The sequence below is a fragment of the Candidatus Saccharibacteria bacterium oral taxon 488 genome (assembly GCA_013100825.1).
Classification (GTDB): Bacteria; Patescibacteriota; Saccharimonadia; order Saccharimonadales; family Saccharimonadaceae; genus Nanosynbacter.
Genome location: CP040001.1, coordinates 678,980 through 692,064 on the forward strand (window position 1 = coordinate 678,980; position 13,085 = coordinate 692,064).

12 protein-coding genes, 5 tRNA genes and 1 pseudogene are annotated in these 13,085 nt (G+C 49.7%); 10 read left to right on the plus strand and 8 right to left on the minus strand.

Features of this window, described 5'->3' with window-relative positions:
- Positions 1–783 precede the first annotated feature (783 nt).
- A complete protein-coding gene (locus tag FBF26_03645; protein ID QJU10339.1) occupies positions 784–1,590 on the minus strand; it encodes a hypothetical protein in 807 nt (268 codons plus the stop codon).
- A gap of 275 nt (positions 1,591–1,865) precedes the next feature.
- Between FBF26_03645 and FBF26_03650 the strand changes: the two genes are divergently transcribed.
- From FBF26_03650 to FBF26_03660, 3 genes and pseudogenes are all read left to right on the plus strand, one after another.
- Positions 1,866–2,078, plus strand: a complete 213-nt coding sequence (locus FBF26_03650) for a hypothetical protein (protein QJU10340.1) — start codon at positions 1,866–1,868, stop codon at positions 2,076–2,078.
- A 29-nt stretch (positions 2,079–2,107) separates the two neighbouring features.
- A complete protein-coding gene (locus tag FBF26_03655; GenBank protein ID QJU10341.1) occupies positions 2,108–2,290 on the plus strand; it encodes a hypothetical protein in 183 nt (60 codons plus the stop codon).
- Positions 2,268–2,615 (plus strand): annotated as a pseudogene (locus FBF26_03660) (hypothetical protein). Before FBF26_03655 ends, FBF26_03660 begins: the two are co-directional and overlap by 23 nt.
- On the opposite strand, the gene FBF26_03665 reads toward FBF26_03660, so the two are convergent.
- The 3 genes from FBF26_03665 to FBF26_03675 all read right to left on the minus strand — a co-directional run bounded on the left by FBF26_03665 (position 2,592) and on the right by FBF26_03675 (position 4,024).
- Entirely contained in the window at positions 2,592–2,930 is a 339-nt protein-coding gene (locus FBF26_03665; GenBank protein ID QJU10342.1) for a hypothetical protein, read from the minus strand. The pseudogene FBF26_03660 and the gene FBF26_03665 sit on opposite strands and share 24 nt — an antisense overlap.
- Positions 2,931–2,966: 36 nt before the next feature.
- A complete protein-coding gene (locus FBF26_03670) occupies positions 2,967–3,533 on the minus strand; it encodes a hypothetical protein (protein QJU10343.1) in 567 nt (188 codons plus the stop codon).
- A 416-nt stretch (positions 3,534–3,949) separates the two neighbouring features.
- Positions 3,950–4,024: transfer RNA gene (locus FBF26_03675), tRNA-Glu, on the minus strand.
- A gap of 36 nt (positions 4,025–4,060) precedes the next feature.
- On the opposite strand from FBF26_03675, the gene FBF26_03680 reads away from it, so the two are divergent.
- Together FBF26_03680 and FBF26_03685 are read left to right on the plus strand one after the other, a co-directional pair.
- Positions 4,061–5,395, plus strand: a complete 1,335-nt coding sequence (locus FBF26_03680) for a DUF11 domain-containing protein (protein ID QJU10344.1) — start codon at positions 4,061–4,063, stop codon at positions 5,393–5,395.
- A 65-nt stretch (positions 5,396–5,460) separates the two neighbouring features.
- A complete protein-coding gene (locus tag FBF26_03685) occupies positions 5,461–5,676 on the plus strand; it encodes a hypothetical protein (protein ID QJU10345.1) in 216 nt (71 codons plus the stop codon).
- Between the two features lie 10 nt (positions 5,677–5,686).
- Here the strand turns inward: FBF26_03685 and FBF26_03690 are convergent, their stop codons facing one another.
- Positions 5,687–8,041: a hypothetical protein gene (locus FBF26_03690; protein ID QJU10346.1), complete on the minus strand. Its 2,355-nt coding sequence runs from the start codon at positions 8,039–8,041 to the stop codon at positions 5,687–5,689.
- 1,042 nt (positions 8,042–9,083) lie between these two features.
- Between FBF26_03690 and FBF26_03695 the strand changes: the two genes are divergently transcribed.
- Positions 9,084–9,455 carry a response regulator gene (locus FBF26_03695; protein QJU10347.1) on the plus strand — a complete coding sequence of 124 codons (372 nt, stop codon included), beginning with the start codon at positions 9,084–9,086 and terminating at the stop codon, positions 9,453–9,455.
- A 4-nt stretch (positions 9,456–9,459) separates the two neighbouring features.
- Here FBF26_03695 and FBF26_03700 read toward each other — a convergent pair whose 3' ends face one another.
- Complete coding sequence (locus FBF26_03700; GenBank protein QJU10348.1) at positions 9,460–10,293, minus strand: bifunctional 5,10-methylenetetrahydrofolate dehydrogenase/5,10-methenyltetrahydrofolate cyclohydrolase; 834 nt, start codon at positions 10,291–10,293, stop codon at positions 9,460–9,462.
- A 56-nt stretch (positions 10,294–10,349) separates the two neighbouring features.
- On the opposite strand from FBF26_03700, the gene FBF26_03705 reads away from it, so the two are divergent.
- A tRNA-His gene (locus FBF26_03705) sits at positions 10,350–10,426 on the plus strand.
- A gap of 73 nt (positions 10,427–10,499) precedes the next feature.
- Positions 10,500–10,576 (plus strand) — tRNA-Lys (locus tag FBF26_03710).
- A gap of 58 nt (positions 10,577–10,634) precedes the next feature.
- Here FBF26_03710 and FBF26_03715 read toward each other — a convergent pair.
- Together FBF26_03715 and FBF26_03720 are read right to left on the minus strand one after the other, a co-directional pair.
- Positions 10,635–11,054 (minus strand): hypothetical protein, encoded by a 420-nt coding sequence (locus FBF26_03715; GenBank protein QJU10349.1) that lies wholly within the window; start codon positions 11,052–11,054, stop codon positions 10,635–10,637.
- Positions 11,055–11,076: 22 nt separating this feature from the next.
- Positions 11,077–11,153 (minus strand) — tRNA-Arg (locus tag FBF26_03720).
- Positions 11,154–11,196: 43 nt separating this feature from the next.
- Here FBF26_03720 and FBF26_03725 point away from each other — a divergent pair.
- Together FBF26_03725 and glgP are read left to right on the plus strand one after the other, a co-directional pair.
- A tRNA-Gly gene (locus FBF26_03725) sits at positions 11,197–11,271 on the plus strand.
- Positions 11,272–11,306: 35 nt separating this feature from the next.
- Complete coding sequence (glgP, locus tag FBF26_03730; protein QJU10350.1) at positions 11,307–13,076, plus strand: alpha-glucan family phosphorylase; 1,770 nt, start codon at positions 11,307–11,309, stop codon at positions 13,074–13,076.
- Positions 13,077–13,085: the final 9 nt, after the last annotated feature.

The following is a 13,085-nucleotide window of genomic DNA, read 5'->3' on the forward strand; positions in this document are numbered from 1 at the left end:
CTTTTAAAGTGGCATTTTCAGGGGAACCTCCACCCGTGACAGGTTTGCCGTGCGAGCCTGTACGTAGACTCCGTTACGTAAAGTAAAGGAGGAAGTATGCCGATCTTAGCAAAGCAAGTAGGAACTATCGCCACTTATAGTGGGTGGAGTAATCGCGAGATGTAGGTAATGAATCTGCGGCTAGCGAACGGCGAAATGTACTTGCGATACGGCGCGCCGCATCATCAAAACATACGATGAATATGAACAAGCCGAGCGACTTGAGCCGTTGATTCGAGACGAGCTTAAAGGCAGTCTAGAATAGTCGAGTTTACTAGGTGACTTACTTGCAACCTCTCTCGGTCGTGTCAGTTGGCAAGAGATTATAGAGAATAATCGCTAGCTTCACCGTCCCTGGACACGACGAGAAACTGCCCAGGAAAAAAGACAGTTTAGTTATTAATTTCACACTCAATTTACATCACCAACAACGTCCATACTTACCTCGCTCACTCGACATGCGCCTTGCTGGTGCAGTCAAGATGAGCGGAGGTAAGAATGAACGAGTCTAGGTCGGAGGCTGGCAATATTAGTTGATGAATCGTTATCTTATTTCACAAAAAGACAAGCCAACTAGCGCGTACTGCGCTGACGCACAAAACGCGCCATCTGTCTGTCATTTGCGAAATAAGCCTCGCCCCGAAAGTTATGCGGCGGCTTTCGTGCGACCATTGCAAGCTCGCCGGAGGGCGCGCCTTGCAATCATCGCACGGCCGATTGACATATACGTATCCTTAGATTATTTTACAACTCATCTAAGGAAAGAAGCTCACCAGGCTCGTCAATATTCGACCAAATAGCAGAACTCTCACGCACCAAGTTCTCAGCCGTCGCTGTATATACCTCAACTTCATCATCCAAGTCAAACCGACTGCGCACGGCATGAGCAGCGCGCCGCAAGCGGTTTTCTGTGGCTGGATTTTCCAGCAAAAATAAGAACCTCGGTAGGTTGCTGTTCGTCGCGTCCCAGCCGCCATCATCGAAAAATTCCATATAATTTACCAGACGGCGATTGATGGCGCTAGGCGGCATGTCTTTAGGTACGACATCAAAGAAAAATCGCCGCAACCCATCGGCTGTTTTGAGCGACAAAAATGCGTCGGGCGGATTAGCCGGAAAATAGCTATAAAGCGCCATTTCGCGCCGCAAAAATACTTTTAGCGGTGGATATTGGTGCTGTAGTTTATTGGTGCACGAATACACATTAACTACATGATTAACGAATGATTGACCAACGACTTTGTCGCGGTAGCTCGCCTTGATGATGGCGTTAGTAACGCGTTCGCTGCCGTAAATCAATTGCAGTTGCTTAAGTCCTTTTGGTGTCAAATAATACGCTGCCGGCACACCCCGCAATTTATAGCTTTTGTCATATCGTCTAGCCACAAAACCATGTTTCATCAGTACATTCAACTTTTCAAACAAATTTGAACCCGACTTAATACCCAGACTATCTGCCAACAATTGACGACTACCGAACCGATATTTGTATAGCGTTTCCAGGATGTCTATCTGTCCCTGCTTGAGCGCTGAACGTTTGTCTATTTTCATTATCAGCCTTTCACGATTCCTTTCTAGTATATTTATATAGAAAGAAGAGAAAAATAGCAATATATAACAGTAGTTTTATAGATGAATTATACTGTATATCGATATTCGGTATATTTTACATCATAAAATTGCTAAAAACTATTGAATATTTGTAGTACAAATAGTACAATTTAAGTAGAGGTTTAATCATAAAACTGGCTCGTTAATAACACGAAAAACTAGGCTTCAAACAGTAGCGCTTTTTGGTTATCATCCCGTGTAGTATACTAGGATTAATGAGTCAATCAAGAGTTCAACTACAAATCGACACGTCAAAAGAAGTGCGCAACCGAGCCAAAGCCGTTGCTTATAGCCAAGGCATGAGTCTGACAGAATTGGTGTTAAAAGCGCTAGCGACGGTTGGCGATAAAGAGCTGAAGCAGCTGATTGAAAAGGATTTGCAGGAGCGTTCCGGGCGCGGACGTCCGCAGCAGTCCAAGTCTAGTTGATGTTATGACGAGTCGCGACAGGAGGGATTATGGCGCGACCAAAAGGAAGTAAAAATAAACCAAAAGCCCCGCTAGTGGAGCAATTTTCGTTCACGATTGAGCAGCGGATTAGGCTGGTGGCAAATTTAATCGTCGAGAAAATCATCGAAGACGGCGCTTTTGCCAAGAAGTTAATTACGATACTGGAGGATGATAAAAATGTCTCCAAATAATCAGCCGCGAATTGGTTTGTTGGCGATACGCGTTTCTTCTGACAAGCAAGGTCTTGATGGTGACTCGCCCGAAGCCCAGCGCGAGCAAGGCGAAGCTTACGCCAAGGCACACAATATCATAATTACCGAGACGATTATTTTGCTTGAATCGGCGTCGCACGAAACGCAGCCGATGCAAAAAGTAATCGACGTTTGCAAGGACAAAAGCAAAGGTTTTCAAGTTGTGCTGATTAAGTCAATCGACCGTTTTACGCGCGGCGGCGGCGATTATTATTCGCCGTTGAAACGACAGTTGACGCGTCTAGGCATCGCCCTTGAGGATATGTATGGCGTGATTGGCAAGCAGCAAATAAACACGCTGGAGCACACTGGATTTAAGTATTATTGGAGCGAGTTTAACCCGACGCAAAAGTCGGAGTATTTGGAAGCGGAACGCGCCAAAGATGAGATGCGCGACATTATGAGTCGGATGATTGGTGCGGAGATTCGTTACACGCAGCTCGGTTATTGGATGCGCCGTCCGCACTATGGTTTTCGCAGTGTCAAGGTGGATACGAAAAATGGTCGGCACACGATTTTGAAGCCTGATGAGAACGAGGCAAAATTTATCATCAAACTTTTTGAAATGCGCGCCGCTCATATTTATACCAATCAGCAAATCGCCGACGAGCTAAATTCAATGGGCTTTCGCTCGCGTGTTACGATTGTGCGCGACAAATACGACCGAACGAAAATTAAGCGGCAAATTGGCGGCAAGCAAATGACCGCCAAAATGATCGACCAGTACGCCAGTAAACTGGTTTATTGCGGTATCATTAAAGAAAAATGGACACATGACCAGCCGGTCAAAGCGCAGTTTGATGGATTGGTTAGCGTCGAGCTTTTTAATGAAGCGAATCGCGGGCGGATTTTTGTGGAGATTGACAGTCGCGACATGATAACCATCAAGCGTAGAGCCGTGCCGGAGTATTTGAAAAATAAACAAATTTACAATCCAGAATATCCGTATAAACAGGTCGTTGCTTGTCCGAGGTGCGGCAAAACTCTTTCTGGCAGCGCTTCGCGTGGCAAGATGGGCGCGTATTATCCGGCGTATCATTGTAGTCGCAACGGGCATTATTTTCGCGTACCCAAGCCCGAGTTCGACAAGACGCTTGAGGATTTTGTGCGGACTATTACTGTAAAACCAGAGTATGTTGATGACATTATCGCTGCTATTGCCGAGCTGTGGCGCGAACGCCAAGCAAAGCAGCTAGAAGCCAATCAGCAGCGCCTAGAGCACCGCCAGAGCCTGCAAAACCAAATTCGGGCGACCGTGGACAGAATGCGCGTTGTTACGAGCGAAACGGCGCTTGCGTACCTGGAAGAGGATATTATTAGCGCCGAAAACGAATTAGCAAACCTAGACAAAGAAATCGCCAATCAGCCCAACCTACAAGCCGAATTTGACCAAGTCTTGCAATACGCCAAATATATTTTGGAACACCTGCCAGATCTACTGCTTGACCTCTGTAATCCACTGCGAAAAGCCGCCTTTTTCGCCACCATTTTCAATAAAACACCAACCTACGACGAAATAAAGTTTGGAACTCACAAAAACAGCCCGCTACCAGAGGTAAACGAGCTGTTTCGCATCCTGATGGATGATAAATCCTTTGATGGTGACCTCACGGAGAATCGAACTCCGATTGCCAGGATGAAAACCTGGTGTCCTAACCGTTAGACGATGAGGCCATTAAACAGATCGTATTGTAGCAGATTGATAATATTATGTCTAGCTATCCAGTCATGCGAAAATTGACTTTTTCATCATTTTGGTGTATTCTACGTAGAGTTACGAGGATAAAGGAGGAAGTTATGCGAAATTTGTCATCACTATTCCGCTCATTGTCACTGCGCCACTATGCAGTTCTAGCGATGGTTGCGGTAGCGACAGTAGTGCCAACCACATTATGGGCACTAGATTCCAATCATTCGACTAATACCAATACGCAAACACCGACGAATACGAAACCTACGCCAGTTTATCGTTGTAATGCGCTCAGTATTGATCAGTTTTCAGCTACTAATTTCAAGTTTTCAGTCAAGTACGCTGCCCGTGATGGTGCGACATATAAAACGACGATCTACAAGGTCTACGATGCTAAGGGTAAAGAGGTGTATCAAACTGGTAACGAATTCAAGGGCTTCACACCGGGCACATACACGGTCAAAGCCTTTATTGTCGTTGATGTGAATGGTAAAGAAGAAATGGTGACCAGCGATGCCTGCGCTAAGCAGGCCACAGTCCCTGGCGAAACACCGGATCCAAAACCAAAGCCAACGCCAATTCCGAAACCAGTTGATCCGAAACCTGAACCAATCCCAGATAAACCACCAAAAATTACACTGGGGTTTGCCGTCAGAACTACTGTTGATGGCGCGCAGCACAAAAAAGTCACCGTCAATAAGACCTTTACCTACCGAGTAACCGTTACCAACACAGGGACCGCCACTATACATGACACGTATGTTACCAATACCGCACCACAAGGGGTAGCCTACCTAAAGGCATCCGCTGGTACAATTCAAAATAATACCTGGCAGACGCTGATTGGTGAGCTCAAGCCAAATGAGTCAAAAACATTTACTGTCGACGCTATTGTCAAGCAATATGTCGCGGGCACACTGACTAGTACAACCTGCATCAAGAGTGATCAAATTTCGCTCGAGGGCCATAACAACTGCAGTGGTGTTACTATAGAGGTGGCCAAGCCGCAGGCCCCAGCTCCGCAGCCAAAACCACAGCCAACGCCGCAACCAAAACCAGCGCCGACCGATCCGAAACAGCCGACACCGACCCAACCAGTAAATCCAACTCGGCCGGCTACACCGGTGCCTGAACCAAAAACACCAGACCAACCGAAACAGCCATCAGCCAACAACAATCAGCAGTCACCATCAACATCAGGCAGCGCACAAACCACCAACCCACCTGCTGCACCGACAACCGTTGGCGAACTGCCACGGACTGGTAACGCCACCGACACGCTCGTTGGTGGACTGGGTCTTGGCGCCCTGCTCACTGCTGGGGTTGCTTACCTCATTAGTCGACGTCATGTGTAATCATAACTCTGGTTAACGTGGATACCCCTCGCACCCCGAGGGGTATTTCATGGTACAATATTATTATGGCAAAGCAGAAGAAAAAGCGCTCTAAGAAATACTCTGGCGTTGACGCCGCAACAACTCGACCCAGTGTCACGCGCATCCAGGCGGTCAGCCGCTCGTCGGCCGGTCAGTGGCTATACGAACGCAAAAAATTACTGCGTGGTGTCGGCATCGGCGTAGTAATAGTCATCATCGTTATTGTGATCATCACGGGTATTATTAGTCTGTTCCGATAATCAATATTTCTTAGCGACTTGTCACCTTTTTCTTGTTAGCGGCCGACCTATCAAGTGGCAGACGAAAACCAAACGTGCTGCCCTTATTTTCTTTCGAGGTAAAGATCATTGAGCCGCCGTGCTCCAACACAACTTTACGCGCCAGAAACAAGCCCACACCCGTGCCATCAGGACGACGCTTGCGAGCATTTGAGGCACGAAAGAATTTACCAAACACACCAGACTGCTCGGCTTTTGGCACACCAATACCCTGGTCTTCAACGGTAAACACTACCTCCTGCGTATCACAGCAAAGCGACACCTTGACAGTTGTTCGTTCTTTAGAATAAAAGATCGCATTATCAACCATGTTCATGACAACCTGACGGAGTTTTTCAGCATCAATGTCTAGGGTCGGAACATCCTCATCAATGTGGACCGATAGAGTAATAGTGTGCTGCTTGGCGACAACCTTCAATAAGGCTATTTCACTTTGTACAATATCGCTGAGACTAGCCAGCTGACGATTCATTGTGAATGTCCCAGTCTGTAAGCGAGAGATGCTGAGAAAGTCATTGATCAGCTGCACCATGCGCTCACTCGAGGAAAAGGCTTCGCGCAGAACAGCTTTTTGCGTCGGACGAACTGGGCCGAGATCACCTTGGAGTAGCATGTCGAGATAGCCTTTGATGCTGGTTAATGGTGTCCGCAGCTGATGTGATGCCATAGAAATAAACTCATTTTTTGCCTCGTCCAGCCGCTGTAGCTGCTGGTTGCTCATCCGCAGCTCCTGCGTCGCTGCCTCGATACGCTGCTGCAGCTCGGTATTCAATTCGTTCACTTCCTCCATCGACTGAGCATTTTTAATGGCAATCGCTAGCTCACCACGAACTGCCCGAAGCATCGAGAGGTCACGCTCGACGTAGTTCTTCTTTTGACTCTCACCGATCAACACAAAACCAACTATGTCATCCTGCAATGATAGTGTCATGATAATAGCAATTTTTTGTAGCTTCATCGTCCGTCGCAAGCGATCTGGTAGTGACTCAACGACCGCTACGTCATCAAGTTGCTCAAGCTGATACTGCACCGCTAACTCCGTTAGATCTACCTGCGGCGGACGGGTATGTCCATGCGAGCCAAATATCCGAAACCGGCCATCATCATACACCGCAAAAATCACCTGACGCGCCTTGATAAGTCGCGTCAAACACGCTGCCAGTCGAGTCGTCAGCAGCCGCAGTCCCATCGTATGGAGTAAGATTTGACCAATTTCATCAACGAAGCTTTCGATAGTATAACCTTGCCGATAAAATAGCTTGTCGGTTAGCCGGTCAAAAAACTGCTTGGTTGGCTGAAATAGGAATCCTAAAAATAATGCTGCCAGTACACCCCAAAATCCCGATATTCCGCCGGTATCATGACCACTCAATGCGCTGACAATTGCCGAAATACTGTAGGTTACCACGTAGTATACGATCGTTAGTAAGCTTAGCAGCATGGCGTACGCAATTGTTCGTACCGCTGCATCTTTCAGACCGAAGAGACGATGCTTGACAATCGTCAGGTACGCCAACGGTATAAAAATAAAGGTGCTCAGTGGCCCAATCCAGATGAGGTCATAGCAACCGACAGCCGGCAGCAGTAAATTAAATACCATGCCTACGCTGCCAGCAATGCCATAGGCATAGGAAATAAGTCGTAGCTGAGAGCGCACCAAGAGGGCGCTGCGACGACGAGCTTGATGAGCGAGGATGATGAGTGCTACCAAAAACAGCAGCATGAAATATGCCATATAGATGAAATAGCCGATCGGATGGATCACAACCGTATGGTCATTCAGCGCCACCTGCACTATCAGCCAGTCAACTCGCACAATAATCACCGAAGCAACAATGCCAAATAGCACCCAGGCGATGATTGGCACGTATTTCGTTGTTCGCCGTGCACCGATGTGAGCCGCCACCGAGATCATGGCTGCCGCAATTAGCGCTGCTCCGATGTAATATATCCTCAGGTATATCAGTGCCGCCGCCAGATCATTGGTCACCAAAAATGCCGCAACACCTAGTGCCCACAGGGCAATGCCAACCGTCAGCACAAAAAAGAACCGGGTTGCCGGCTGTTGTGGTTGATTAGCTACAACCATAATACCGAATATCAGCGACATTACCCCGGCAATGATCAGCCCCGCTATTTCCATGCCCACTCCCCTATCATGTCTATAGTGTATCACCAAACTCCGGTCTACGCATAGCATATACTGCGTAGACACCATCATCAGGACAATACACATCAACCCGCCAATCACCCAGACCCGCCACCTCCACAATCCGCTGCATTGTTTCGATTGACCGAGGCTGGATATGTGGCCACTGCACAACATTAAGCGTAAAGCCTAGCTGTGGATGCGTATCGCGCATATTGCCGACTAGCAGCAGTCCGCCGGATTTCACCAGTTGGGCAGCATTAGCTAGGAAAGTTGCGGCATTAACCCGCAACGCCGTCGGACTTTCATCTGAAAGCGCCTCGGGCACATACTCCAAAATTCCAACAGCATCGACTGCATCATATGCGGCTGCCTCAAGGCCAACCCGTCGCCGCAGTGCTCGAGCTGCCACGTTCGTTTGCGCGTCTACTGCGGGCAAGGCTAAACCCTGAGGGTGCAGAATATTCATACGGAGAATATCAATGAACTGCTCAACCTCTGCTGTCTGAGCATACATTTGCGCAGCCCTAAGTGCCGACCGGTCAAGATCAACCAGTGTGACTCGCGGCACAGCATGACCATTCTCTTTGATGTGCCGGAGCGCCTGACAAACTGGCTGAGCAGCGCCGCAAGCTAGACTAACCCACCGCTGCTCTGTGGCGCCTAGAGACGCTTGATCAATAACATGCCCGGCAAGAATATCCTGAACAATTTTACCGCGACTACGAATACCGTGCGCATCCAAAATGTTACAAGCCCAGTCGCGCACCACTGATGAAACCGGCTTGCCATTCGCTAATTGCTCAATACTCGGATCATATAACAAGTCCAGTGCTGCCGCCGTCGGTATCAGTTCCAGCCAATCCTCGACGCCAGGAACCCGAGCGATCAACTCACGTGTCGCTGGATTGGTATCATCAATCCTCATTCGCTGACGCCCAATCGCTGCGTTAAGATCACAATCACCATGAAAGCCCATACCAGTCAGCTCTTCTAGCTCCACCACTACCTTCTCGTGGGATTGCGTCTGATATCGGTCACACGTCGGCACTGGATGAATCCGCCACCGATCCATCTCAAGTTCCGCCCTGCGCTCTGACAACTCAACCTGACCATACCGCTCTGGCTGAATAGTTACGCTTTCACGCTGCTCTATTGTCATCTTGCCCACCTTTTAGTGCTAGTTTTACAATACACCACTGCCTGCTATAATACAATTATGGTTAAAATTGCTATCGTTGAAGATGACGCGACGATCAGTCAGATGTACCGAATGAAGTTCGAGGCTGATGGGTTTGACGTGCGGCTAGCGAGTAATGGTACAATTGGCGTGGCGCTCGTCGAATCGTTTCGTCCAGATGTTATTTTGCTTGATATCCAGATGCCAGAGATGAATGGAGCCGAGGCCTTGCGACATATTCGCTCACATGCGTGGGGCAAGACCATACCGGTTATCGTACTGACCAACCTCGGCGAAGAAGAAGCCCCGCGCGAGATGCGTTCACTTGGCATCCAAGGCTACATTGTCAAGGCCAACCTCACCCCGCGCCAAGTTGTCGCCCAGGTCAAATCAGTCATTACAAAGCCGTGAGTTTCTACCGGATATTAACCCGGCGCAGGCACGCCGTGATGACATTATCAAACAATGCGCTCACTGTCAGCGGGCCGACGCCGCCTTTTTCTGGTGTCAAGTGAATGTCGGTGCGCGTCCGATTCGCCGGTGCCACGTCACCAACAATCTTGCCATCCTCCGAGGCGGTTCCTGCGTCAACCACCACTGCACCCGGCCGGATCATATTCGGCTGAATCAGTCCTGCCACACCAGTTGCCGTGACGATGACATCATATTCGTGTAGTCGCGATAAATCATCACCCCTACTAAATACCGTTACGTCCAGCCCCGACGCTCGCCACATCCGCTCGAGCGGCGCACCAACCAGCCGCCCACGCCCGACAATAGCCAACCTTTTACCGGCTAGCTCCACACTATAGCCCGCTAACAGCCAATTGATGGCCATCGGTGTCGCCGGGTCAAACAGCGTTCGCTCAGAATTGAGGCCATCGACGTCTTTTTCCGGTGCCACCAGCCGCACAATTTGATCAGTCCGCTCTGGTTCAGCAAGCGGCAGTTGGACGATGATTCCCTGGACGTCATCGCGTTGGTTCAGCGCCGCGATTGTCTCCGGTAGCTGACGAGTCGCCACACGACAAATTTCTACCTCAATCAAAATATCCGCACCGTAGCGCTGCTTGAGGCGCATGTAGGTGGCGATGACCGGATTGTCCGAATCGGTGACGATGGCGAGGCGCGGCTGAATGTGGTGCGCTTGACGGAGCATGCGCACTTGCTTGGCCTGACGCTGCTTGATAAACGACGCGAGTTCTGCACCATTGAGAGATTTCATTGTTTGATTGTAGCAAATCAGCATGAGCACGTCGAGCGCCTTGAGGATGGTAGCCGCCTGTGGTATAATCGGGAAGCTTGGCGGATGTAGCTCAGTTGGTTAGAGCGCTGGATTGTGGCTCCGGAGGCCGTGGGTTCGAGCCCCATCATTCGCCCCAAGCATTGTCCGTAGCAAAAGGTGCGACGTTATGTTTACCTTTAACGCTCATTATGCTATAATCTGGACTGATTGGGCCAGTAGCTCAGCTGGTTAGAGCACCTGCCTCTTAAGCAGGGTGTCGAGGGTTCGAGCCCCTCCTGGCCCTCCAAGGAATTATTAAACCCCAGTTTGCCTGGGGTTTTAGTATGCCTGGTAAATTATACTGTTTATGAAAATGGATCATGGCCACGCGAAGGCGGTTCTTGAAATCGAGGCGATGATTGTGAGCGAGTAGTATTATTGCCACCGGTTGGACCGCCCAGCGGTGCACCGCCTGGGATATTTTGTGATGGCGACGACGGCTCTGTTTGGCGCAGCGAATTACCCACAAAGGTACGATTAGAGAGCGGAACGTCGCTAGTCGTGTCATGGTCTTCCGCTATATCGTCGGTGCTTGCTGATGGTACATAGCCGCGCGCACCCAGCGCTGATGACTGATAATTCCCGATTCGCTGGCGATCGCAGTTGCGGTCGCTTACTCGACGACTTCGACCGGTATTACCAAATGCCGCCTGTGTTCGCGGCTGATGTGCCGTCAGGCGCTGAATCAACCGACGCGACATTCGTGGCTTACCGCTAGCATCCATACGACCCTCCTTCGATCATTCCTGGCGCCCCGAGTAGGATTCGAACCTACGACCTTAGGCTTAGAAGTCCTCTGCTCTATCCAGCTGAGCTATCAGGGCATGTTCACATTATAGCATCTTTCTGGTACAATAGTGCAAGCTCGCGGGTGTAGTACAGCGGCTAGTATGCAAGTTTTCCAAACTTGAGATGGGAGTTCGATTCTCCCCACCCGCACCAATGCAAGATAATTTCAATCCGCGAAAAAGGGCATCATGGATTCATATTCATACACAAACACTTCACCATACCAGCCACAGGACATCGAAGACGCCTCCGAATTTTATGACGTGATTGAGCGCAGCAGCCTAACACATCAACTGTCTGAGTCGCGGCCGTATGTCTACTGGACAATGGAAATTTATGACAAAGCCAACGGCATCAAAGGCGGCGGCGGCCTGGGCGTATTGGCGGCAGATACTCGACGGGTGGCTGAAAAATTAGAAGTGCCGTTTGTGGTAGTGACACCGTTTTACCGCAGTGAGTCACACCAAAAAATTACCGACCTCGCACAAACTGAATACGTTGAGAAGGTCTCACCCCAGGAGTATGGCTTTCATTATATTGATGAGGTTTCGGTTAGCTCCGCCGGCTTTCCCGACGCTAGCCTCAGCGTCTTTCGCAAGACACTCGGCTCAACGCAATTTGTCACCATCTCAGAGCCAAACTTTGGGCAATTGTACGAAGGCGAAGGCTCGGGTGATCACCGGCTCTACCAAGAAGTGGCGCTTGGGTTTGGCGGCTATAAGGCCTTGAAGCTACTGGGCATTAAGCCAGCTGTCATTCAGCTCAATGAAACCGCAACAATTTTTGCGGCACTGGCTCGGCTGGACGAGCTATGCGCCAACGGCATGAATCTGTATGAAGCAATCGTCTACGTGCGTAAACACACGCTCTACACCAACCACACCCTGCTCCAGGCAGCTGAACCAGAATTCCACCGCTCGCAATTTGAAAAATTGGTACTGCCAAACCTCAAAAGCAATGCTGTGCGCTGCTGGCTGATGGAGCAATTTCGGGGAGACCGCTTGCGGCCAAACTTGCTAGCAATTGAGCTGACCGAAGCCAAAAATGGCGTCAGTAAACTACACGCCCGTGTGGCAAATTTCCGCGACCGCAACAACGACAAAGTCAAATTTCACGCCATCACCAACGGCATTGACCTCGAGACATGGGTGCTGCCGGAAATCTTGCAAGCCTATCGTGAGCATACCATCCTTGATAAATTTGGCTTGCCAACAGAGCAGTATCAAGAGGCGATCGCCACGCTACCCGCTAGCACCATTCACTCGCTCAAACGCGTGGGCCGGCTGGAGCTAAACCGAGTCCTTATGGAGCGCAAGGATCAATACAACAATCCAGTTCACCTACCCGAAGACGCGCTGGTGTTTGACTTCAAGCGGCGATTTGCCAATTACAAGCGACCACATCTACCATTTGAGCGCCCAGAGGTGCTCAAGCAGATTCTACTCGATAGCAACGCTCACTACATTCTTGCTGGTAAAGTTCATCAGGGCGATCATGATATGTATCAGCAGCTCCTGACCATCCTCAAACTCGTCGATAGCGACCCTGCACTGCGTGAGCGTGTCCACTACATTCAAGATTACGACGAGACCCTGGGACGAGCGCTGGCGATTGGCTCAGATGTTGCTATCAACGTGCCGATCATTGGCCTCGAGGCCTGCGGTACATCATGGGAAAAAGACATTGCCAATCTCAAGCTGCTTATCTCCACCAGCGACGGTGGCGTTGCCGATATCAAGCCAATTGCCTGTCTCGAGGTGAGCGGTGTAAGTCCAGAGGACGAGACCACCTCGCTCTACGCTAATATGCGGCGGGCGGCACAAATTATCGCCAGCGATGAGCTACTGATGCAGTACATTCATCGCCAGCTCACGGCCTATCTACCGATCATATCGGGTGCACGGATGCTCAAGGATTACCTCAAGTTTCTGTTTCCCGCCCGGCATACAACCAAATAGGGCCGGCAG

Excerpts from the sequence above, each read along its gene's own strand:
- FBF26_03645 (QJU10339.1), bottom strand. The coding sequence starts at position 1,590 with ATGAAAATAGACAAACGTTCAGCGCTCAAGCAGGGACAGATAGACATC.
- FBF26_03650 (QJU10340.1), top strand. The coding sequence starts at position 1,866 with ATGAGTCAATCAAGAGTTCAACTACAAATCGACACGTCAAAAGAAGTG.
- FBF26_03655 (QJU10341.1), top strand. The coding sequence starts at position 2,108 with ATGGCGCGACCAAAAGGAAGTAAAAATAAACCAAAAGCCCCGCTAGTG.
- FBF26_03665 (QJU10342.1), bottom strand. The coding sequence starts at position 2,930 with ATGAGCGGCGCGCATTTCAAAAAGTTTGATGATAAATTTTGCCTCGTT.
- FBF26_03680 (QJU10344.1), top strand. The coding sequence starts at position 4,061 with ATGTCTAGCTATCCAGTCATGCGAAAATTGACTTTTTCATCATTTTGG.
- FBF26_03685 (QJU10345.1), top strand. The coding sequence starts at position 5,461 with ATGGCAAAGCAGAAGAAAAAGCGCTCTAAGAAATACTCTGGCGTTGAC.
- FBF26_03690 (QJU10346.1), bottom strand. The coding sequence starts at position 8,041 with ATGTTGTGCAGTGGCCACATATCCAGCCTCGGTCAATCGAAACAATGC.
- FBF26_03695 (QJU10347.1), top strand. The coding sequence starts at position 9,084 with ATGGTTAAAATTGCTATCGTTGAAGATGACGCGACGATCAGTCAGATG.
- FBF26_03700 (QJU10348.1), bottom strand. The coding sequence starts at position 10,293 with ATGCTGATTTGCTACAATCAAACAATGAAATCTCTCAATGGTGCAGAA.
- FBF26_03715 (QJU10349.1), bottom strand. The coding sequence starts at position 11,054 with ATGGATGCTAGCGGTAAGCCACGAATGTCGCGTCGGTTGATTCAGCGC.
- glgP (QJU10350.1), top strand. The coding sequence starts at position 11,307 with ATGGATTCATATTCATACACAAACACTTCACCATACCAGCCACAGGAC.